The 21,983-nt window shown below is 59.9% G+C and carries 24 protein-coding genes; 8 read left to right on the top strand and 16 right to left on the bottom strand.

Features of this window, described 5'->3' with window-relative positions:
* Window positions 1–60: 60 nt before the first annotated feature.
* The 4 genes from AB7M22_RS03260 to AB7M22_RS03245 form a co-directional block, all read right to left on the bottom strand.
* Window positions 61–987, bottom strand: a complete 927-nt coding sequence (locus AB7M22_RS03260) for a 5-oxoprolinase subunit C family protein (RefSeq protein WP_454185226.1) — start codon at window positions 985–987, stop codon at window positions 61–63.
* A complete protein-coding gene (gene pxpB, locus AB7M22_RS03255; RefSeq protein WP_454185225.1) occupies window positions 984–1,688 on the bottom strand; it encodes a 5-oxoprolinase subunit PxpB in 705 nt (234 codons plus the stop codon). The genes AB7M22_RS03260 and pxpB overlap by 4 nt, the downstream gene beginning before the upstream one ends.
* The gene (locus AB7M22_RS03250) at window positions 1,685–2,437 is read right to left on the bottom strand and encodes a 5-oxoprolinase subunit PxpA (RefSeq protein WP_008014644.1); all 753 of its coding nucleotides are present in this window, start codon (window positions 2,435–2,437) and stop codon (window positions 1,685–1,687) included. The genes pxpB and AB7M22_RS03250 overlap by 4 nt, the downstream gene beginning before the upstream one ends.
* Before the next feature lie 78 nt (window positions 2,438–2,515).
* Entirely contained in the window at window positions 2,516–3,799 is a 1,284-nt protein-coding gene (locus AB7M22_RS03245) for an MFS transporter (protein ID WP_454185224.1), read from the bottom strand.
* A gap of 147 nt (window positions 3,800–3,946) precedes the next feature.
* Between AB7M22_RS03245 and AB7M22_RS03240 the strand changes: the two genes are divergently transcribed.
* On the top strand, window positions 3,947–4,861 hold the full coding sequence (locus AB7M22_RS03240) for a LysR family transcriptional regulator (protein WP_454185223.1): 915 nt from the start codon (window positions 3,947–3,949) through the stop codon (window positions 4,859–4,861).
* 98 nt (window positions 4,862–4,959) lie between these two features.
* Here AB7M22_RS03240 and AB7M22_RS03235 read toward each other — a convergent pair whose 3' ends face one another.
* The 3 genes from AB7M22_RS03235 to AB7M22_RS03225 are packed head-to-tail and all read right to left on the bottom strand — an operon-like array spanning window position 4,960 to window position 6,823.
* Window positions 4,960–5,502, bottom strand: coding sequence for a DUF2937 family protein (locus tag AB7M22_RS03235; protein WP_454185222.1), 543 nt, complete (start codon window positions 5,500–5,502; stop codon window positions 4,960–4,962).
* Window positions 5,503–5,516: 14 nt separating this feature from the next.
* A complete protein-coding gene (locus AB7M22_RS03230) occupies window positions 5,517–6,293 on the bottom strand; it encodes a class II glutamine amidotransferase (RefSeq protein ID WP_007898710.1) in 777 nt (258 codons plus the stop codon).
* 32 nt (window positions 6,294–6,325) lie between these two features.
* Window positions 6,326–6,823 (bottom strand): MFS transporter, encoded by a 498-nt coding sequence (locus AB7M22_RS03225; protein WP_454185221.1) that lies wholly within the window; start codon window positions 6,821–6,823, stop codon window positions 6,326–6,328.
* A gap of 290 nt (window positions 6,824–7,113) precedes the next feature.
* Between AB7M22_RS03225 and AB7M22_RS03220 the strand changes: the two genes are divergently transcribed.
* Entirely contained in the window at window positions 7,114–9,168 is a 2,055-nt protein-coding gene (locus AB7M22_RS03220) for a S9 family peptidase (protein ID WP_454185220.1), read from the top strand.
* 193 nt (window positions 9,169–9,361) lie between these two features.
* Window positions 9,362–9,835, top strand: a complete 474-nt coding sequence (locus AB7M22_RS03215; protein WP_454185219.1) for a cyclic nucleotide-binding domain-containing protein — start codon at window positions 9,362–9,364, stop codon at window positions 9,833–9,835.
* Here the strand turns inward: AB7M22_RS03215 and AB7M22_RS03210 are convergent.
* Window positions 9,832–10,122, bottom strand: coding sequence for a hypothetical protein (locus tag AB7M22_RS03210; protein WP_032836252.1), 291 nt, complete (start codon window positions 10,120–10,122; stop codon window positions 9,832–9,834). The two genes, AB7M22_RS03215 and AB7M22_RS03210, sit on opposite strands and share 4 nt — an antisense overlap.
* Before the next feature lie 96 nt (window positions 10,123–10,218).
* On the opposite strand from AB7M22_RS03210, the gene AB7M22_RS03205 reads away from it, so the two are divergent.
* The 4 genes from AB7M22_RS03205 (at window position 10,219) to AB7M22_RS03190 (ending at window position 12,477) form a co-directional block, all read left to right on the top strand.
* Window positions 10,219–10,905, top strand: a complete 687-nt coding sequence (locus AB7M22_RS03205) for a spermidine synthase (RefSeq protein WP_007898703.1) — start codon at window positions 10,219–10,221, stop codon at window positions 10,903–10,905.
* Window positions 10,906–10,955: 50 nt separating this feature from the next.
* Window positions 10,956–11,327: a YajD family HNH nuclease gene (locus AB7M22_RS03200; protein ID WP_007898702.1), complete on the top strand. Its 372-nt coding sequence runs from the start codon at window positions 10,956–10,958 to the stop codon at window positions 11,325–11,327.
* Between the two features lie 209 nt (window positions 11,328–11,536).
* Window positions 11,537–12,007, top strand: a complete 471-nt coding sequence (locus AB7M22_RS03195; protein WP_007898701.1) for an RNA methyltransferase — start codon at window positions 11,537–11,539, stop codon at window positions 12,005–12,007.
* Between the two features lie 92 nt (window positions 12,008–12,099).
* A complete protein-coding gene (locus AB7M22_RS03190; protein ID WP_454185218.1) occupies window positions 12,100–12,477 on the top strand; it encodes a YgaP family membrane protein in 378 nt (125 codons plus the stop codon).
* A 130-nt stretch (window positions 12,478–12,607) separates the two neighbouring features.
* Here the strand turns inward: AB7M22_RS03190 and AB7M22_RS03185 are convergent, their stop codons facing one another.
* Window positions 12,608–13,837 (bottom strand): hypothetical protein, encoded by a 1,230-nt coding sequence (locus tag AB7M22_RS03185; protein ID WP_454185217.1) that lies wholly within the window; start codon window positions 13,835–13,837, stop codon window positions 12,608–12,610.
* A 92-nt stretch (window positions 13,838–13,929) separates the two neighbouring features.
* Entirely contained in the window at window positions 13,930–14,379 is a 450-nt protein-coding gene (locus AB7M22_RS03180) for a YcgN family cysteine cluster protein (RefSeq protein ID WP_454185216.1), read from the bottom strand.
* A gap of 277 nt (window positions 14,380–14,656) precedes the next feature.
* On the opposite strand from AB7M22_RS03180, the gene AB7M22_RS03175 reads away from it, so the two are divergent.
* On the top strand, window positions 14,657–15,250 hold the full coding sequence (locus tag AB7M22_RS03175) for a nitroreductase family protein (protein WP_454185215.1): 594 nt from the start codon (window positions 14,657–14,659) through the stop codon (window positions 15,248–15,250).
* Window positions 15,251–15,396: 146 nt separating this feature from the next.
* Here AB7M22_RS03175 and AB7M22_RS03170 read toward each other — a convergent pair whose 3' ends face one another.
* From AB7M22_RS03170 to AB7M22_RS03145, 6 genes are all read right to left on the bottom strand, one after another.
* On the bottom strand, window positions 15,397–16,329 hold the full coding sequence (locus tag AB7M22_RS03170) for a D-2-hydroxyacid dehydrogenase (protein ID WP_454185214.1): 933 nt from the start codon (window positions 16,327–16,329) through the stop codon (window positions 15,397–15,399).
* A gap of 117 nt (window positions 16,330–16,446) precedes the next feature.
* Window positions 16,447–16,740 carry a YcgL domain-containing protein gene (locus AB7M22_RS03165; protein ID WP_007898694.1) on the bottom strand — a complete coding sequence of 98 codons (294 nt, stop codon included), beginning with the start codon at window positions 16,738–16,740 and terminating at the stop codon, window positions 16,447–16,449.
* Entirely contained in the window at window positions 16,737–17,870 is a 1,134-nt protein-coding gene (rnd, locus tag AB7M22_RS03160) for a ribonuclease D (protein WP_454185213.1), read from the bottom strand. Before rnd ends, AB7M22_RS03165 begins: the two co-directional genes overlap by 4 nt.
* 123 nt (window positions 17,871–17,993) lie before the next feature.
* Window positions 17,994–18,656: a class I SAM-dependent methyltransferase gene (locus AB7M22_RS03155; RefSeq protein WP_454185212.1), complete on the bottom strand. Its 663-nt coding sequence runs from the start codon at window positions 18,654–18,656 to the stop codon at window positions 17,994–17,996.
* A 73-nt stretch (window positions 18,657–18,729) separates the two neighbouring features.
* Complete coding sequence (locus AB7M22_RS03150) at window positions 18,730–20,379, bottom strand: phosphoethanolamine transferase (protein ID WP_454185211.1); 1,650 nt, start codon at window positions 20,377–20,379, stop codon at window positions 18,730–18,732.
* Between the two features lie 166 nt (window positions 20,380–20,545).
* Window positions 20,546–21,928, bottom strand: a complete 1,383-nt coding sequence (locus AB7M22_RS03145; RefSeq protein WP_008014204.1) for a glutamine synthetase family protein — start codon at window positions 21,926–21,928, stop codon at window positions 20,546–20,548.
* Between the last annotated feature and the right edge of the window lie 55 nt (window positions 21,929–21,983).

Raw genomic sequence — 21,983 nt, 5'->3', positions numbered from 1 at the left:
GTTGTTCACACATTTTGTGAGCACCATCTACCCTGTGGGAGCGGGCTTGCCCGCGATGCTTTAGCGGCCTAAAAAGCGGCGTAAATATTCGACGTGTTCGCGATGAGCGACGTCTTGCACCACCGGCTTCAACCGCACCTTCGCCCCCGGCAAACACTGCGCCAATCGCGCCAATGCCAACGGCGTCAACGCCCCCAGTCGCGGATAACCACCAATGGTCTGCCGATCATTGAGCAGCACAATCGGCTGCCCGTCCGGCGGCACCTGGACCGCGCCCAGCGGGATGCCTTCGGAAATCATCGGCTTGCCCTGATACTGCAACGCCGTTCCCAGCAAGCGAATACCCATGCGATCGGCGCGACTGTCGAGGGTCCAGACGCTGTTGAACGCATCGAACAGACTTTGCCCGCTGAACTCGCCGATCTGTGCACCGAGCACCAGGTCCAGCGGCGCATCGAGTTTGAAATCCGGCACTTGTTCGGGCGCCAACTCCCGCAGCAGTAGCAGCGAGCTCCCCGAGTAACTCAACTGCGCATCTTTGGCCAACGCCCGCCCCATGCCATCCAGCCCACCGAGCTCCTCACGGACCACCGTTGCGCTACTGCCCAACACCTTTGGCGCATCAAATCCGCCCGGGGCCGCCAAATAAGCCCGAGCGCCAAGCAGCGGCTGAGTGAATTGCAAATGCTGACCTTTGTTCAGCCTGAAACTGCGCCACGGCGCCAACACCTCGCCATCGATTTGCGCCCCCAGATCCGCGCCACCCAGCGCCAGCACACAATCCTCTTCGGCCACCACGCTGAACCCGCCGAGGGTGATTTCGATCACCGCTGCATCCAGGCCATTGCCCAGCAGCCAATTGGCCCACGACATCGATCGCCAATCCGTCGCCCCGCCCTGGGTCACGCCCAGATGCCGCACGCCAAACCGCCCGGCGTCCTGCAACAGGCACAGCGGTGTACTTGCTTCAATCGTCAGTCGGCTCATGCCAGGGCCTCCAACGGCGTGTCATCACCGCCCAGATTGATGAACTCGGCATGGCTGACCGCTTCGAAGCGCACGGTGTCGCCCGGTTGCATCAGGCTGTAGCCGTCGCGCTCGCGGTCGAACAATTTGGCCGGGGTACGGCCGATAAGGTTCCAGCCGCCAGGGGACACCACCGGATAAGCCGCCGTCTGGCGTTCGGCGATACCAACACTGCCGGCAGCCACTTTTTTGCGCGGAGTATTCATACGCGGTGCAGCCAACACTTCCTCCACCAATCCCATAAAGGCAAACCCCGGTGCGAAGCCCAATGCGAACACCTGATACTCGCGCTCGCTGTGACGACGGATGACCTCTTCCACCGCCAATCCGCTGCGTTGAGACAGCAGGTTCAATTCCGGACCGACACTCAGGTCATACCAGACCGGCAACACATGGCATTTACCGCTGGCCCGAGCGTTGGGCGACAGATCAATCAAGGCTTCAGCGATCAACTCTCGCGCCTGGGCCGGACTCAGCGCCGTCAGATCGTAATGCACCATCAACGTTGTGTAGGACGGCACCAGATCGATCAAATGACGGGCGAACGCTTCTCGCAGACGCTCGCTGGCGGCGAGCATCCACGGCATGTTGGCCTCGCTGATTTCATCGAACAGACGCACCATCAGGCAATCCAGCGCCACCACTTCTACCCGTGGCTTCATGATGCACTCTGCTGATTCAAGGCTTCGCGAATGCGCTGCACGGCGGCCACCGAACTGGCGTTGTCGCCGTGTACGCACAAGGTATTGGCCTGCAAGTGCAAGGCGCTGCCATCGCTGGCCGTGAGCATGCCACCGCGGGCAATGATCAGCGCCTGTTCAATGATTTTCTCGGGATCGTGATGCACGGCTCCCGGCAGTTGCCGCGAGACCAGCATGCCGGCGCTGTCGTAAGCGCGATCGGCGAAGGCTTCGAACCACAACGTCACGCCATACTCATCGCCGAGTTGCTGCGCGGCACTGTTGTCGCGGGTCGCCATCAGCATCAATGGCAGCGTCCGGTCATAGGCCGCCACAGCCTGAATCACCGCGCGCAGTTGCGCCGGGTTGGCCATCATGTCGTTGTACATCGCGCCGTGGGGTTTGACGTAACTCACCCGCCCGCCCTGCGCCCGGCAGATGCCATCGAGGGCGCCGATCTGGTAATGCAACAGGTCCTGCAGTTCCTGGGCGGTGTAAGCCATGGATCGGCGACCGAACCCCACCAGATCCTGATAGGCCGGATGAGCGCCAATCTGCACGCCGTGGCTCAGGGCCAGGCTGACGGTCTTGCGCATGATGCTCGGGTCGCCGGCGTGGAAACCACAGGCGATGTTGGCGCAGTCGATGAAGGGCATGACCTCGGCGTCCAGACCCATGGTCCAGTGGCCGAAGCTCTCGCCGATGTCGCAGTTCAATAGCAGGCGGTTCACGGTGAACACTCCTGTAGGCTTTTATCTTCTTAACTGAAGGACATATGCCCCTCAGATTATCAGTTACCGGATATTCGGTTATTGAGCGTCGAGTTGCTTGCCACGGGTTTCCGGCAGGCTCAGGGCCGCCAGGATCACTACCCCGTAAGACACCGCCGCGAAAGCTCCGATTCCCACACTCAGTGGCACCTTCTGGCTGAGCAAGCCGATCAACAGCGGGAACAATGCCGCCAGCGCCCGACCGATGTTGTAGCAAAAACCCTGGCCCGAACCGCGTATGCGCGTCGGAAACAGCTCGGTCAAAAACGCGCCCATGCCGCTGAAGATCCCCGAAGCGAAGAAGCCCAAGGGGAAACCCAGCCAGAGCATCACACCGTTGCTGACCGGCAATTGGGTGTACAGCAGAACAATGGTGAACGAGCCGACCGCGAACAGAATGAAGTTCTTTTTACGACCCAGGATGTCAGTCAAATACGCGCTGATCACGTACCCGACGTAGGACCCGACGATAACCATCGCCAGATAACCACCGGTGCCGAGTACGCTCAAGCCCCGTTCGTTTTTCAGAAACGTCGGCAGCCAGGAAGTGATCGCGTAGTAACCGCCGAGGGCGCCAGTGGTCAGGATCGAAGCGCGGATCGTGGTGAAAAGGATGCCCGGGGCGAAGATCTCGTAGAACTTGGCCGGGTTGCTTGGCTCTTGCCTGGCTTTGGCTTCGCGGTAGATTTCCGGGTCCTTGACCAGGCGGCGGACGAAGATCACGAAAACCGCCGGCACGATGCCAAGGATGAACAATGCCCGCCAGGCGTCTTCCGGCGGCAGCACCGAGAACAGCAGCGCATACAAAATCGCCGTGAGCCCCCAACCCAACGCCCAACCCGATTGCACCATGCCGACGGCTTTGCCACGGTCCTTGGCGCGAATCACTTCGCCCATCAGCACCGCGCCGGCGGTCCATTCACCGCCGAAACCGAAGCCCATCAACGTGCGGCTGATCAACAGTTGTTCGTAGTTCTGGGCAAAGCCGCAGAGGAAGGTGAAGAAGGCGAACCAGAGCACCGTCAGTTGCAGAGTGCGTACCCGACCGATGCGGTCAGAGAGAATCCCCGCCACCCAACCACCGATGGCCGAGGCGATCAGGGTGCTGGTGTGAATCAGCCCGGCTTCGCCAGTGGTAATGCCCCACATGGCAATCAGGGTCGGCACCACGAAGCTGAGCATCTGGGTGTCCATGCCGTCCAGGCCATAGCCGATCTTGCAGCTCCAGAACGTACGACGTTCCTGCTTGTTGATGTTGTGGTACCAATCGAAGGGTCCCGGGCGAGCCGTGGCTTTGGGAACGAGGGTGTCGGGCGCACTCATGACAAGTCTCCGTGCAAATTTTATTGGTATTGTTCTGAACCCCGACGACGCCTATCGTGGGAACCGGATGTGTCGATTTTTGGACGCTTGGCCCTGCTGCGTCCAACTAATAAAAACCCGGCCAAGGCATAAGAAAAAGTTGATCCCATGAACCTGAAGTTTCTCGAGACCTTTGTCTGGGTCGCCCGACTCAAGAGTTTTCGCCTGACGGCAGACAAGCTCTTCACCACCCAGGCGTCGATTTCCAGCCGCATTGCCGTGCTCGAAAGTGAGCTGGGGGTGAAGCTGTTTCTGCGCGATTCTCGCGGCGTGAGCCTGACGCCCGAAGGCCTGAAAGTGCTCGAATACGCCGAGCAGATGATGGACACGATGCAGGCGCTCAAGCAGTCGATCGAGACGCGTTCGAGTAAGGTCGGGCGGGTCCGGATCGGCGTTATGGACACCGTGATCCACACCTGGCTCAGCCCGTTGGTGGCGCAAATGATGGATCACTACCCGCTGGTGGAAATCGAACTGGTGGCCGATACCGCGCTCAACCTCTGCGATCAGCTGCAAAAAGGCTTTCTCGATCTGATCCTGCAAACCGACCTGTTGCGTCAGGAAAGCGTGCGCAGCCTTGAGCTGGCGAGTCACCCGATGGGCTGGATCGTGGCCAGCAATTCCATCTACAACCGGGAGTATTCGGGTGTCGCCGATCTGGCGCGGGAGCGGATCATTACCTATTCGAAAAACTCCCGCCCCCATCAGGACATCTTGAGCCTGATGCAGGCCAACGGGGTCATGGCGCCACGGCTGAACTGTGTGAACTCAGTGTCGGCGATCACCCGCTTGCTGCGCGACGGCTTCGGCATCGGCGCGCTGCCGCCAGTGCTGGTGGCCGAGGAATTGGCGCGGGGGGAATTGACCTTGCTGGCCATCGATCAGCGGCCGCCGAATTTGCAGGTGGTGGTGTCGTGGCGGGTTGGCGTGGAATGGGTCGAGGAGATTGTGACGCTGTGTCAGCAAGTGCTGGAGGGGTATGCGCGCAAGGTGGGTGAGGGTTACATCGTTTTGAGTCGTTGAAGATCAAAATCAAAAGATCGCAGCCTTCGGCAGCTCCTACAGGGTGTACGCCATCCCAATGTAGGAGCTGCCGAAGGCTGCGATCTTTTGATCTTTTTTTACAACCCGCGCAAATCCCGCTCTTCGATCGGCCGGCTCTGGCGCAGACGCTTGCCGCCCAGCACCACCCAGTCGATCAGTCGGAACAGGCATTCAATGCCGAACGACAGCAGCAACGCGCCACTCATGCCCCAGATCATCGCTTCCGGCGTCAGCAGGATCTGGTAGCTGTAGCTGCTCCAGGTTTCCTTGCGAATATCCGGGTCGGCGGCCAGGGCCACTTGCAGGACGCGGATGTACCACGGGCCCTGCATGGCCTGGAATTGCTTGTCGAGGGCCAGTTGACGGGTGAGCAAGGTGCTCAGGCTGTCGGCATCGCTGCGAAAGATCGGGTCTTCGCTAGCCCGGTAATGGGCCACGAGCGCCTGCATGTCACCCTTGAAAAACTGATTGGCGGTGCCCTGAAAACCGCTCAAACCGGTCTGCGCCTCGATCAGATGCGCCTCGACCCGCTTGGCATAGTCATTGATGAACCCAGGCACCTGGACACCGATCAACAGGCCCGCCGCGAATAACACCAGCCGTAGATAACTGAGCAACATTGGGGGATAGATCCTTATTCGGTCTTGCCCTGGCTGACGCATTCACCGCGTCGCCAGAGGCTCCATTGGCCCGGTTCGTAGCGGGTCCAGGTTTCGTTTTCGGTCAAGGGTTCGGTGGCGATCACCGTAACCACATCGTTGGGTGTGGTCTCGGCCTGGAAGTCGACGATCACATCGACGTCCTTCAAACGCGCCGGGCCGAACGGTGCTCGGCGGGTGATCTGCGCCAGTTTGCTCGAGCAGTAGCAGAACAGCCAGTCGCCGTCGCTGAGCAAGCAGTTGAACACGCCTTTGCTACGGTACTCGGCGCAGGCGGCCACCAGGTCCGGCAACAGTGCTTCGATCTCTACCGGCTCGGGGAATGCTGCACGTACCCGGTTGAGCAAATCGCAGAATGCCGCTTCGCTGTCGGTATCGCCAACGGGGCGGTAAAAACTGGCGGTCGGGTTGAAATCGGCCAATTGGCCGTTGTGGGCGAAACACCAGTTGCGCCCCCACAACTCGCGCACGAACGGATGAGTGTTGGACAGGCACACTTTGCCGACGTTGGCCTGGCGAATGTGCCCGATCACCACTTCGCTCTTGATCGGATAGCGCTGCACCAGGTTCGCCACTTCCGACTCGCTGCTCGCCGCCGGGTCCTGGAACAGCCGCAGGCCACGGCCTTCATAAAAAGCGATGCCCCAGCCGTCACGGTGCGGCCCGGTGCGGCCACCGCGCTGCATCAGCCCGGTGAAGCTGAACACGATATCGGTCGGGACATTGGCGCTCATGCCCAATAACTCACACATGCTCGGACTCTCGATTCAATGCAGGGGCACGGTTATAGACGCGGTTCGACCCGCAAACGCTGAGGGTTGCTCGGCACCGGTGGCCGGCCGTAACGATCATCGCCGGCACCGCCGAAAGGCTGATCGTCATCAGGCTCGTCGGCCCGCGCCGCGGCCTTGGCGGCAGCGGCCTTTTCCTTGCGAGCCTTGGAGGCGCGCTCGATAGGAAAACGGATGGCCACGAACACCAGGTAAATGCCGAAGGCAATCATGCCGTACATGAACAGATCGGAAACCGCGCGCCAGGCGTTGTTGCCGACCTTGAACAGCAAGTCGAGGGCCGTAATGGCGATGGCCGGGGCGACCTTTTCTTTCACCGGGTCAATGATGGTCGGGCTGAACAGCAACACCGCCACCAGCAGCCGCAGCGGCTCACGCAGCCAACGCCACATCCAGCGGGTGATGCGCATCCACACCAACAGGCAGCCTAAAGCGGCAAAGGCATAGAGGCCCCAAGCGATCAGATAGTCGTTCTCGGTCATGGTGTCCATGGCAAGGCAGGCAAAGAGGCGCTTATAGTAACGACTTTTCGCACGCCAGGCTTGTCCCAATACCAGTCGGGCAAGACACAGCCCCTGTGGGAGCGGGCTTTTGTGGCGAGGGGGCTTGCCCCCGTTGGGTCGCAAAGCGACCCTGAAACCAGTCACCGCGATCTCTTAGTCAGTAACGCGGTGTCTGGTTTACGACTGCTTCGCAGCCGAACGGGGGCAAGCCCCCTCACCACAAGCCCGCTCCCACAGGTTGCGAAGCCCCTATTCCGTACTTTGTTCGAGAGCCATTCATGCCCCTATCCGCCAACGTCAACAGCGCTCCGATTGCCCACAAGGCCGACGGTTCCGACCCGTATGCCTGGCTGCAGGAGCGCGACACCGACGCGGTGCTCGATTACCTGAAAGCTGAAAACCGCTATCAAGAGGCACAAACCGCCGATCAGGCCGGCCTGCGTGAAACCCTGTTCGAAGAGATCAAGGGACGGATTCTCGAAACCGACCTATCGCTGCCCTCGCCCTGGGGTCCGTACCTGTATTACACCTGCACCACTGCTGGCGACGAGTACGCCCGTCACTACCGCTGCCCGCGTCCGGCCGATGGCAGCCTGCAGATCGACGAAAGCCAGGAACTACTGCTGCTTGATCCGAACGTGCTGGCCAAGGGCGGCTTCTTTTCCCTGGGCGCGTTCAGCATCAGCCCGGACCACCAGCGTCTGGCCTACAGCATCGACTCCAGCGGCGAAGAGATTTACACGCTGTTCGTGAAGGAATTATCCAGCGGCCGCGTCAGCGAACTGGAGTTCCAGGACTGCGACGGCAGCATGACCTGGGCCAATGACAGCCTGACGCTGTTCTTCGGCGAACTCGACGACACCCATCGCCCGCACAAACTGTTCCGCTACCGGCTGGACGGCACCGCGGCCGAAGAAGTGTTCCATGAGCCAGACGGCCGATTCTTCCTGCATTGCTACCGCTCAAGCTCCGAACGGCAACTGCTGTTATCGCTGGGCAGCAAGACCACCAGCGAAGTCTGGGTGCTCGACGCCTCGCTGCCGCATCAGGCCTTCACCTGCCTGGCGCCGAGGGTCGAAGATCATGAGTACGATGTCGACCACGGCAAACTCGATGGCGAGTGGACGTGGCTGATCCGCACCAACCGCGACGGCATCAACTTCGCCCTGTACCAGGCCGTCGATACCGGCGTCGCGCCGACCGAAGCCGACTGGCAGAACCTGATTCCCCACAGCGACACCGTGATGCTCGAAGGCATGAGCCTGAACGCCGAGGCCATGACCCTGAGCCTGCGCGAAGGTGGCCTGCCGATCATCGAAGTGCGCCCACGGGACTTGGTGCCGTATCGCGTGCAATTGCCGGACGCGGCCTACAGCCTGCACGTGCAGAACAGCCTGGAATTTGTCAGCGACAGGATTCGTCTGCGCTACGAAGCCTTGAACCGTCCGGCGCAGATCCGCCAACTGATTCTGACCACCGGTGAGCAGAAAGTCCTCAAGGAAACCCCGGTGCTCGGCCCGTTCGACGCCGACGCGTACGTCAGCCAGCGGCTGTGGGCGACGGCACCGGACGGTACGCAAGTACCGATCAGCCTGGTGGTCAAACGCGAGTTCCTCGGCAAGCCGACACCGCTTTATCTGTACGGTTACGGCGCCTACGGCGAAAGCCTCGACCCGTGGTTCTCTCACGCGCGCCTGAGCCTGCTGGATCGCGGCATGGCGTTTGCCATCGCTCACGTACGCGGTGGCGGTGAGCTGGGCGAAGCCTGGTACCGCGCCGGCAAGCAGGAACACAAGCACAACACCTTCAGCGACTTTATCGCATGCGCCGAACACCTGATCGCCAACGCCTTCACCACCCCGTCGCAGCTGGCGATCAGCGGTGGCAGCGCCGGTGGCCTGTTGATTGGCGCGGTACTCAATCAGCGGCCGGAGCTGTTCGGTGCAGCGATTGCCGAAGTGCCGTTCGTCGACGTGCTTAACACCATGCTCGACCCGGAGCTGCCGCTGACCATCACGGAATACGACGAGTGGGGCAACCCGCAAGAGCCGGACGTCTATGATCGGATCAAGGCCTACGCCCCGTACGAAAACGTCACCGCGCAAGCCTATCCGGCAACGCTGGTGATCGCCGGCTACAACGACAGTCGCGTGCAGTACTGGGAAGCGGCCAAGTGGGTGGCGAAATTGCGCGCGACCAAAACCGACACCAATCCCCTGCTGCTCAAGACCGAATTGGGTGCCGGGCATGGCGGGATGAGCGGTCGTTATCAGGGATTACGTGATGTAGCCCTCGAATACGCATTTGTTTTCAAGGTTTTGGGCATCGCCTGAGGAACTTGGCCCGGTGTACCGGTCTTAACACCAGACACTGGGCGCGATCCCTTGTAGGAGCGAGGCTTGCCCGCGAAGGCATTATCACCGCCGACATTGATGTTGAATGTCAGGGCCTCTTCGCGGGCAAGCCTCGCTCCTACAAGGGGGCGGTGACTGGAACAGACACAGACACAAAAAAGACCGTGACGACATGTCAGAACCGACCTTACTGAACAACGAAATTCGCGACTGGCTGATGGACTGCGGCCTGTTCGATCAACTGCTGCCGGCAGACTTCGCGGCGGCTTCGGGTTACTTCAGCATCAGCACCATTCCCGAAGGCGAAGAGATTTTCCATGAGGGCGATGCCGGCAGTTTCATGTGCATCATCCACACTGGCCAGGTCGCGGTGCAGAAGACCAACAGCGACGGGCAACGAGTGACCATGGCCACCTTGCGCAGCGGTCGGGCGTTCGGCGAAATGGCTGTGCTCGACGGTGAACGACGCTCAGCCAGTTGCGTGGCCGCGAGCAATTGCCAGTTGCTCAACCTGGGCAAGGACTCCCTGGAAAAGATGCTCAACGACGCGCCGAAAATCGCCGCCAAGATCATCCGCGCCCTCGCCGTCTCCCTCTCCAAACGCTTGCGCATGGCCGACGGGCAATTGCTCTCGCAACAGGTCTAGCCTCCCGGCGTTTTGATTTTCGTCGTGCTCGGTTCAAGGCCCGGTAAAGTCTGATCCTTGGGTGGATTGGGCATTTCGATCGGCGGCAACAGCGGTGCTCCGCCACTGCCGGTGCCGGCCTTGGGCACGCTGGTCGGGGTGATCTGCGGATACGGCGTCGGAGTGGCGGTGCCGGGTGAACCGGGCATCGGCACAGGGCTGGTGGGGATGGTTTGCAGTTCCTGGGCCTGCACTGCAGTTATCGAGAGCGCGGCCAAGGCAATGACCGTTAGAATGGTGCGCTTCATCAATGGCTCCGTTAGCCTTGTGGTCTTTTTGCAGGCTACTCCCAACTGCGCGTGTTTGCCTTCCTCCATCTGTCAATTTCTCCTCAAGAGCGCCCCATGAAACGTTTCGTTCTGCTCGACACCACCCCCATCCCTGAAAACGGCGGTGCCTTGTGCCTGTTCGAATACGGCGAGGACTTCGTCATCAAGATTCAGGGTGGCGACGGCGGGCAGTTGATGAACACCCGCATGCACGGCTCCGAAGATGCCCTGGCCGAAATCCCCTGCCGCAAAGTTGCCGGCCGGCCGAATTCGCGGGTATTGATCGGTGGCCTGGGCATGGGCTTCACCCTGGCCTCGGCGCTCAAGCATTTGGGCAAGACGGCTGAAGTGGTGGTCGCCGAACTGGTGCCCGGCGTGGTGGAGTGGAATCGCGGGCCGCTGGGCGAGAAAGCCGGTAACCCGCTGCTTGACCCGCGCACCGTGATCCGTATGGAAGACGTGGCCAAAGTGCTGCAGGCCGAGCCGCAAGGTTTCGATGCGATCATGCTTGACGTCGACAACGGCCCCGAAGGTTTGACCCAGAAGGCCAACAGCTGGCTCTACTCCGCCGGCGGCCTGAGTGCCTGCGCCAAGGCCCTGCGGCCAAAAGGCGTGCTGGCGGTGTGGTCGGCCAGCGCCGACCGGCAGTTCTCCGACAAGCTGAAAAAAGCCGGCTTCAAGGCCGAGGAAGTGCAAGTCTTCGCCCATGGCAACAAGGGCACCCGCCACACCATCTGGATTGCCGAAAAGCTCAAGGGCTGAGCTAAACTCACGTCATAACCGTCATCAGTCTTTTTTACAAAGGTGAACCCATGAGTTCGTCCACCCCAACCAACACGTCAAAGCTGGACCGCATCCTTGCCGACAACCAGCGCGACAAGGAAATGGGTTACCGCGACAAAGCCCTGAAGATGTACCCGCACGTATGCGGCCGCTGCGCCCGTGAGTTCTCCGGCAAACGCCTGAGCGAACTGACCGTGCATCACCGCGACCACAACCACGACAACAACCCTCAGGATGGCTCGAACTGGGAGCTGTTGTGCCTGTATTGCCATGACAACGAACACTCGCGCTATACCGATCAGCAGTATTTCGATGAAGGCTCGCTGAGTACGCCGAAGATTGCCAAGGCGACGCACAACCCGTTTGCGGCGTTGGCGGGGTTGATGAAGAAAGAAGACTGAAGATTTTCAGCGCCTGAACCGACCCCATCGCGGGCAAGCCCGCTCCCACAGTGATTGGCGGTGAGCACAGATGTTGTGTACCCCGTAGTCCCCTGTGGGAGCGGGCTTGCCCGCGATAGCATTTGTCCGGGCACCACCAATCTCCAAACTGAACACCCCTCCCCCAATCCCCGTATAATCGCCGTTTTTTCCCCGAAGGCACCCCGCTCGTGGCAGACAAACGGTACAGCTGCATTGGTTTGTATAACCCCAAATCACCGGAGAACGTCGGTTCGGTCATGCGCGCCGCCGGCTGCTATGGCGTGGCGTCGGTTTTTTACACCGGCAAGCGCTATGAACGCGCCGCCGATTTCGTCACTGACACCAAGCGAGTCCACTACGACATCCCGCTGATCGGCATCGACGACCTGAAGAAAATCCTGCCCTTGGGCTGTGTCCCGGTCGCCGTGGAACTGGTCGACGGCGCCCGCTCGCTGCCGGAATACACTCACCCGGATCGCGCCCTCTACATCTTCGGCCCCGAAGACGGCTCGCTGGATAAAGAGATTCGCGAGTGGTGCGAAGACGTGGTCTACATCCCGACCACCGGCTGCATGAACCTGGCGGCCACCGTCAACGTCGTGCTGTACGACCGCATGGCCAAGGGCAACAACACCCGTTCGGGCCCGAAATTCCGCTGAATTGCCGCATATTCGATGGAACAAGCCGCTCGCCCAGGCAGTCAGCTAAATATCGATTGCTGAAGCAACCCTTCCCTGCCTGGAGACAGATCATGCGCGAGTTCAATCCTGTAGAACGTATCGAAACCACCCCGTTCCAGAGCCCTTCCGAACAGAACGTTCATGGTTGGGAACGCGCAGGCTCCCTGGCGGGTGGCGTGGTCATGCTAAGCAAAGGTCTGCGACGCGGCGGCGTATTCGGATTGATTGAAATAGCCATCGGCGGCATCGCCCTCGCCCGGGGAATCACCGGGCATTGCTCGGCGAAAAGACTGTTGGAAAAGAACCGTCAGGACATGGAAAACGCACGTGCGCGAATCGAGCGCGCCGGGGAAGAGTTGAGCCGGTTGAAGGCGAATGCGCAAGCGGCGACCAATACCGCAACCGTGACGGGCAATGATTCTTTGAAGTCGCCGAAAGCGGGGGTTTGATCCAAAAATTGCAGTGGAGATTAGGGCCTATTCGCGAGCAAGCCCGCTCCCACATGGGTTCTATGTCGGGTACATATTTTCTATACACCGACGATCAAATGTGGGAGCGGGCTTGCTCGCGAAGGCGGTATTACTGAAGCAACCCGGTATCAAGCACCTTGGAAGACTCGCCAATAACGCTTTGCGCGAGCTGAATGAATTCCTTGGTATCCACACTTTCCAAATGCATCGCCCCACGCAGCACATCATCCAGCGAGCGCTTGTTGCGTGTTTTCAGGCGAATCTCGCGGTCCAGTTCCTGTAGCAACACCACCGCTTTGGCCACCTGCGCCGGATTGATCTGCTCACCGCGCAACGTGCTGACCTTCTGGCTGTCCTTGACCAACTTGCTTTGCAGGCTTTCATACCGCTCATCACTCATGCCGCCTGCGCGGCGCACCAGTTCGATGGCGTAGTACTCGGCAAACCCTTCGCTGATCCAGTCACTGCGCTGGCTGTCGTTGATCCGCCCGAACACCTGAGCCAATTCACGCACCAGCGCACTGGTGCCGCTTTCGCTGACCAGCGGCAGACGGCTATTGAGGTAGATCGAGTCATGGGCGCCCAGGCTGCCGCGCCACATCGGGTCGTTGCCGCCGACAATCAGCAACTTGCCGGGATGACGCGGAAAAACTGCCTGCAATTGCGGCCAGACAAAAGTCAGCAGCGTCAGCACGTCCATGCGGCGCATGCCCTGCCCCTGTGGCGAGGCGACGGTGACTTCGGTTTCCCCCAGCCGCGTGCGACGGCTGCCGAGGTGGCCGGCGAGCATCCAGCCAGTGGGACGGTCGAACAGGCGCGAGACGTTATCGATCCGGAACTTGCTCTTGCCAATCCGCGGCCAGGCGGTTTCGACGCTTTTCCAACCGCTGGGCAATTCGAATTCAAGGCGTGAAACCAATTCGATGCCGTCCTGCTGATCGAGTTTGGCCGCAGGCACCAGGTCATCGCCACGCATCAGCGCCCAGTTCGGCGTCATGCGGGTGTCGAAGCTGCCGCTCTTGCGCCCATGGCTGATGCTCACGCGGTAGGTCAGGCTGGCCTTGTCGGCGGTTGGGCGCCAGACACCACGGGCCTGTTTGCCCGGTGTGAGCTGCCATTGGCCATCGGCCTTGAAATCACTGTAGTGACTGCCATCGCCCAAGTCGAAATCCAGACTGCGCACCGCCGAGCCTTGGGCCAGGGTCAGGCGCACTTCGGCCTGATCGCTTTGCGGCAACAGGCGCACGTGATAATCCAGATCGACTTTCTTCGCCGCCCACACGGGCGAACTCAGGGCCAAAAGTCCAAAGGCTAACGCCAGGCGCACTCCCACAGCCATACACACTCCTAGTGTGGCGAGCGAGCTTGCTCGCGCCGGGCTGCGTAGCGGCCCCAAATTCTTGTAATCACCACCAATTGTGTGGCAATGAATTAACCCGCACGAAAAATCAGATGGTCTTCCCAATCGTCTTCGGCCACGCTGCCCTCGGCGAGCATGCGCCCAGACTGGGAAATACGTTCGTGATGCACCGCTTCGCGATCACCGCACACCAGATGATGCCAGAGCGGCAAATCCTTGCCTTCGCTGACCAGTCGATAACCGCAGGTCGGCGGCAGCCATTTGAACTGATCGGCCTTGCCCGGCGTGAGCTGAATGCAATCGGGCACAAAGTCGCGGCGGTTGGGGTAATCGGTGCACTGGCAGGTTTTGAGGTCCAGCAGTTTGCAGGCGATACGCGTGTAGTAGACGGAGTTGTCGTCTTCGTCCTCGAGTTTTTGCAAGCAGCACAGGCCACAACCATCGCACAGCGATTCCCATTCCTCTTGATCAAGTTGATCGAGGGTTTTGCGTATCCAGAACGGTTCGACTTTGGCGGCCATGGCTCAAGCATCAACATCAGGTGGTGAAAAGGCCGCCAGTCTAGTGCCAAGGCACCGGCGGGCCAAGCATTGGCGACTGCCGGTACAACGGAACTTGTCAGTTACAACGCCCCCAAGTAACTTTGCCGTCACAAGGAGCCATGCTCAAATGCCATTAACGCTCAACCGCGTTGCATTCAGGTGAACTACCCAGGCTCTCGAAAAACCTCATCGCTCAGCTCAACTGCGCCCGCAGGTTTCAGACGACCCTCACTTTCAAACGTAAAGGAATCTCTTGATGAGTGCTAATCCACGCGTTGCCGACTACGCCATTCACCCTCAGTTCACTGATCGCTGGTCGCCCCGCGCGTTCACCGGCGAAACCATTCCCGTCGAGACCCTGCTGAGCTTCTTTGAAGCCGCGCGCTGGGCGCCATCGGCGTACAACTCGCAGCCTTGGCGGTTTCTGTATGCGCGTCGCGACACGCCGAACTGGGAGCGTTATCTGGGTCTGCTGAACGAGTTCAACCGCAGCTGGGCGCAGCACGCCTCGGCGCTGGTGATCGTCGTCTCGAAAAACACCTTCGCGGTACCTGGCGCCACTGAAGAAACACCAGCGCTGTGGCACACCTTCGACACCGGTTCGGCCTGGGGCCACCTGGCGCTGCAAGCGAGCATCAGCGGCTGGCACACCCACGGCATGGCCGGCTTCGATCAGGACCTGACCCGCAAAGAGCTGAATATTCCTGAGGGCTATGCGCTGCACGCGGCGGTGGCGATCGGCAAGCTGGGTGACAAGGCGACGCTGGCCGAGTACCTGCAAGCTCGCGAAGAGCCAAGCCCGCGTCGTCCGCTGAGCGAGTTGGCAGCCGAGGGGGATTTCACCCTCTAACCATGTGGCGAGGGGGCTTGCCCCCGTTTGAGTGCGCAGCACTCACAAGATCTGTGATACATCAGCAATTTTGGGGCTGCTGCGCAGCCCAACGGGGGCAAGCCCCCTCGCCACAAGGCCGCTCCCACATTTTGATCGGCGTGAATTCAATACCCCCGATTGAAATCCACTTCCCCGCGCAACGCTTCACCCGCCTGATACGCCCGCAGGTTTTCGACAAACAACTTCACCATCATCGATGGCGAAGTCGGTGCCGAACTGTGACCCGTCAGCAGCAGGCCCCACGCGGTCCAGAACGGATGGCGTTGCGGCAGCGGTTCCTGACGGCAGACGTCGATCACGGCCCCAGCCAGATGCCCTTCCTTCAAGGCTTCCACCAGATCCGCATCGACCACCGCCACGCCGCGCCCGACGTTGATGAACAACCCGGTCGGCTTGAACTGCTTGAACAGTGCGGCGTCGTACAGGTCGTGAGTATTCGGGGTGTTCGGCAGCAGATTGATCACGTAATCCACCTTACCGACCAGACGCGGCAAGTCGCTCAGCGCGCCGACTTCGACAAACGGCGTCTGCTCGCGGGCTTCGCTGGCGATGCCATATAACTCGACGCCAAACGGCAGCAGAAACTGCGCCACGGTCTGACCGATGTCACCGGTGCCGACGATCAACACCTTGCGTCCGGCCAGGCTTTGACCCTGGCGATTGTCCCATTTGCGCTCGACCTGACTGACCAGGCGCGCCAGTACTTCGCGCTCGTGGCCGAGCATGTAAGTCAGTACGTATTCGGCCATGACCTGACCGAAAATCCCTACCGCGCGAGTCAGGCGATAGTGCCGTGGCAGGCCGTCGGCCAGCAACGGCGTGATGCCGGCCCAGGTCGACTGCAGCCATGCCGGCGTGTGGCCCTGACGCAACAGCGTCGCCAGCAGGTCCGGCTGACCGAGCCAGACCTGGCAATCGGCAGCCTGACGGGCCAGTTCGGCGGAGTCACCGCTGGTCAGTACTTCTAGATCAGGCGCTGCCTGACGCAGCAGTTGGGCATACACAGGGTGGTCGTGTTCAGCAATCAGAACGCGCATGGTTCAAACCTTTCAAAAACAGTGCAGACGGCCGCCGACGGAGTATCACTCCATCGCCCTGGCCATCGCCAAAATCATTCCAGTGTTCATAAAGGCTCTGAACAGAGCCTGTCTCGATTACATCGGGTCGTTGCGTCGCAGCAATTCTTCCGGCAGATGCTCGATGTATTCGTCTTCAGCCGGCGGCATTTGCAGGTGGTAACCCTGCTTCTCGAGGTTTTCCAGCACCACAGTGATGTCTTCGCGCGACAGCTTGCGCTCGGGCGTCAGCACCAGATCGAAAGCGTGATGCGGTTTGCCGAAGGCCGCCATCAGACTTTCCGGAACGCGCTCCAGTGCATCGCTTTTGAGCACATAGAGGTACATCTCGTTTTTCTTCAGGCTTCGATAGATGGAGCAAATACGTTTCAAGGCTGTTCTCCGGCGGTGGCCAGGCTGTCGAGCAGCGCTTGGCCCATCAATTCGCGGCGCCAGCCACGCAGCGAATCAGGCAATTGGTAAGGACCATTGGGGAAGCCGCTCTTGAGCAGCGCTTCCAGGGTTTTCTTGCGCAGCATCAGTTCTGGCGCGATGTTCAGGCGTTCGGCTTCGGCCTGGCCAATCGCGCGCAGTTGTTTGACCAGCGTGGCGGCGTCCACCGGCAACGGCTCCGGCACCGCCGGTGGCCATTGATCAGGCGACACACTGCCAGAGCGCTTGATCAGATCAAGCAGAAATTCGCCGTCCTGACGCACGGTACGCGGGTGCATGTCTTCAATTTTCGCCAGCGCGCCGAGGTTGTCCGGTTGCGTGCGCGCCAACGGCCACAGGGAATGTTCACGGACGATGCGGTTGCGCGGCAGATCGCGGGCACGGGCTTCGCGTTCGCGCCAGGCGCAAAGTTCACGCAACACGGCGAGTTGGGCACGGGACAGCTTCCAGGCCAGTTTGGCATCGCGATAGACCTCATACGGGTCGACCTCGCGACGCAGATTGGCCACCAGCTCGGCACCGTCTTCCAGGACCCAGGCGTATTTTTCGTCAGAAAGTTTCGGACGCAGCTGTACGAAAACTTCCGCCAAGTGCAAGGCATCTTCGGCGGCGTAGCTGATCTGGGTGTCGGACAGTGGACGTTGCAGCCAGTCGGAACGGGTCTCGCCCTTGGGCAGGTCGATGCCGAGCACTTCCTGCACCAGCCGCGAATAGCCCATGGAAAAACCGAGGTTCAGGTAAGCGGCGGCCAGTTGGGTGTCGAACAGCGGCGCCGGCAGACTGCCGGTCAGGCGCAACAGGACTTCGAGGTCTTCGCTGCACGCATGCACGACTTTGACCACGGCCGGGTTTTCCAGCAACGCGGCCAATGGCTGCCAATTGTCGATAGTCAGCGGGTCAATCAGGTAAGCGCGTACGCCATCGCCGATCTGCAGCAGGCCTGCGATCGGGTAAAAGGTGTCGACCCGCATGAATTCGGTGTCGAGGGCAACGAATGGCAGCTGCTGCCACTCGGCACAAAACTGACCGAGGCTATCGTTGTCGCGAATCCAGTGAATATCGATGGCCACACGGCTCTCCCTTGAAGAATGGCGCGCAGTATATATCGCCCCCGGCGATTTCCGCGCATTCACTGAACAAGAGCTTTAGCGAAAATACCTGCTGAACCGCAAGAATAGTCTGACAGGAGGAGACTAGCTGCCCTTACGCAGCACGTAGACCCGCATCCGCGCACAACCCGGCAGGAAGTCCTGATGGCTGAGCAAGTGGAAACCCGCCTGCCTGAACTCGGCCTCAAGCTCGGCCTTGCTCGCCTGTGGCTGGGCCTGTGCGCCTTCCACACCCGATCGGCGCAGTTTGAAATGTGCATCAACCCGCACTGCCACAATCACGGTGTCGCGACTGACCCGATGGAACTCGCCCAGCAGGGCCAACCGATGCTCGGGACTGGTGATGTGTTGAAACAGTTGCATGCAAAAAATGCAATCAACCGCGTTCTCCGACAAACCGATGGTGAAGGCTGAACTCTGAAAGGTCTTGATCCGTTCCAGCAGCTGCTGCGGATGGTGGGTGCGGGCGTGATCGAGCATGTCCTGAGACGGATCGGTTGCAAGAATCACCCGATTCGCATGCTCGGCCAGTATCGACCAGAAGCGCCCGGCACCGCAGGCTACATCAAGAACCAATCCCGGTTCGCCAGCGACCTGAAGCGCGTTACGCACCAGTTGCTCGTCGCGCCAGAACGTCAAACGCCCCGCCAGGCCATGCGGTCGCGACTGAAGGCAGACGCGGGCATGTTCCTGGTCGTAGCGCCGGGCGAACTCGAGTTCTATGGCGGATGGGGGCAACGCGGACATGTGCAATGGCTCTTGTAGGACGTTTCAGACGCCGCAGGTTAGCGGTCGCTACGTGAAAAAAAGGTCGGTTCACTCATTCTTTGGCCAGCACACCGTCGATCACTGCACCGCGGCATCCGGCAAACATGTCCAGCTGCGGGTCGTAGACCTTGCTGTTGACTTCCAGCAGGCCGAGCATCGAATGGAACAGGTTGTCCTGGCTCAAGGGCTTTTCACGACTCAGTTGCAGGCAATGGGTGTCCACCGAGAACGACTTTTGATAGCTGTCGGAGAACCATGCCAGCATCGCTACATGCTTCTGTTGTTCCGGCGCCAGCATGTAAGGCGTGCCATGAAGGAACAGGTTGTATTCGCCCAGCGATTCGCCGTGGTCCGACAGATAAAGCATCGCGGTATCGACTTTATCCTGATTGCTGCGCAACAGATCGATCAGGGTCGACAGCACGTGGTCGGTGTACACCAACGTGTTGTCGTAGCCATTGACGATACTTTCGCGGCTGCAATTGTTCAGTGCATTGCTTTCACACACTGGGGTGAAGTGTTCGTACTCTTTAGGGTAGCGCTTGAAATATTCCGGACCGTGACTGCCCATTTGGTGCAGTACCAGCACGGTGTCTTTATCCAGCGTGTCGATGAAGTGCTGCAAACCTTGCAGGAGAATTTCATCGCGGCACTCGCTATTGGCACACAACACCGGGTCTTTCAGATTACTCACGTCGTCGACAGTGACCCGATCGCAGGTGCCTTTGCAGCCCGACTGGTTATCGCGCCAGATCACCTCGAGACCGGCGTGCTTGAGCACGTCCAGCAGACCTTCCTCGTTCTTCGCCTTGCTGGCGTTGTAATCCTTGCGGCCCATGTTGGAGAACATGCAGGGCACCGACACGGCCGTTTCCGTACCGCAAGAATGCACATCGGTGAAGGCAATCAGGCCGGCCTCTTTATCCAGTTTGGGTGTGGTGTCGCGGTTATAACCCAGGATGCCGAAGTTCTCGGCCCGGGCACTTTCGCCCACCACCAGCACCGTCAGGGATTTACGGCCGTGGGTTTGCCAGATCGGGTTTTTCCGAGCGTCTTCACCAATATTGATGAAGGGCTGCCGGGCAGACACTACTTGCTCGCGCAGATAGCCGAGCGAGGCACCGATGTAGTTGCTTGGCACCACCATCAGGCGCAACTCATGGTGATTGCGAAACAACGACGACAGACCTTGATAGTTGACCAGGGCGACACCACCGATCACCGCAACCGATGCGACACTCACCAACACTTTACTTAATAACTCACGGTGCCAGCGACGGTAATTGACGGGGATCCGCCACAACAACCACGACGGTAATATTCCGAGAAGCGCAATATAAACAAACAATTTCACGGACAGTAAGTCGCGCACTTCCGTGGCATTGGTTTCTGCAAAGTTACGTAACATACCGGCGTCGATCAGCACACCATATTGGCTCATGAAATAAGCCACGCCTGCACTGACCAAAAAGATCAGCGTCAACACGGGCTTCATCACAAACCGGAATGCCAGCAAGGTCAGCACAATGTTGAAGACCGCCAGGATCATCACCCCGAACGCGACACGCATGGTGATGCCTTGACCGTCTGCAGCGGTGATATCGAAGAGGTGTTGCCAGAGAACTGAATTGAACCCTGCCAATAAAAAGGCGCTGGCAATCAACGTCACCCATTCGGGGCGCACGGCTTTGAACTTCAACATGATGATTGGCTGTTCCTGAAAGAAGTGCCCGCGGCAAATGTGAAAATTTCATTTACCGCGACAACACAAATCTTAAGCAGCCAACCATCAATTTTTCGTGAAAAAGAAGCCAACGATTAGTTGGCTCATGGTATTAGGCCCAAACTTTCAACGATGGAGGCTAGTTTCAGGCCTGATGCAGATACCAGCGCCAGTCCTGCTCACCGACTTCACCCATGAACTGCCGGTACTCGGCACGTTTCACCGCCAGATACACGCCAAGAAACTCACTGCCGAAGGCCTCACGCGCCCAGTTCGACGCTTGCAGTGCTCGCAACGTGGTCAACCAGTCGGTCGGCAACAACTCCGTGGCCTGGGCGTACCCATTGCCCTCGACCGGTGCACCAGGGTCCATCTGCTCACGGATGCCGCGATGAATGCCGGCCAGGATCGCCGCAGCCGCCAGATAGGGGTTGGCATCGGCACCACAGATGCGGTGCTCGATATGTCGGGAGAATGCCGGCCCGCCGGGCACCCGCAAACTCACGGTGCGGTTGTCCACGCCCCAGGTGGCCGCCAATGGTGCGTAGCTGTTGGTCTGGAAGCGACGGTACGAGTTGGCGTTCGGACAGAACAGCAGCAATGAATCGAGCAACGTACTGAGCATTCCGCCGACCGCTTGTTTAAGCAGCGGCGTGCCGTCCGGGGCTTCGCTGGCGAACAGGTTATTGCCATCCTTGTCCGCAAGGCTGACGTGCATGTGCATGCCGGTGCCGGCCAGATCATCAAAAGGCTTGGCCATGAAACAGGCCGCCATCCCATGTTTGTGGGCCACGCCCTTGACCAGCCGTTTGTAGCGCACCGCTTCATCCATCGCCTGCAACGCATCGGTGCGGTGTTCGAGGGTGATTTCCACCTGCCCCGGCGCGTATTCGGAAATCGCCGTGCGCGCTGGAATACCCTGCAGTTTGCAGGCGCTGTAGAGGTCGGCCAGAAACGGCTCGATTTGCTCCAGTTCACGTAAGCCATAGACCTGCGTGGCGCGTGGTCGCCCGCCATCAACATCCCGCGCCGGCTGCGGCCGACCGTTGCTATCGCGCTGCTGGTCCAGCAAATAGAACTCCAGCTCCGCCGCCATCACCGGGTAATAACCGTCGGCCTGCAAGCCTTCGATGACCTTGGCCAGCAGGTGCCGTGGGTCGGCGATGGTCGCGGGCATGCCCTCCTTTGGATGCATGCTGACCTGCACGGCCGCCGTGGGAATCAATCGCCACGGCATACGCTGCAAACTGCCGCTGATCGGGTAGGCCCGACAATCGATATCACCGACGTCCCAGACCAGCCCGGAATTTTCGACGTCATCGCCATTGATGGTCAGCCCCAGAATGGTACTCGGCAGCGGCCGCCCGCTTTCGTACACCGCCAGCAGTTCATCGCGATGCAGCAACTTGCCCCGTGGCACACCGTTGTTGTCGAGGATGAACAGCTCGAACATCTCGATATCCGGATGATGTTCCAGGAAGGACAGGGCTTCTTCTTTCGTGGCGAAGGATGTCGTGGCACAGCTCATGGGAATTCTCGTCTATCCGCGTCAGGCAAACGCGCAGGCGCCGCCGGTTTGATCC

This window comes from Pseudomonas sp. ADAK2 TE3594, assembly GCF_053628675.1.
This window is presented reverse-complemented; position numbering and strand designations above follow the sequence as displayed.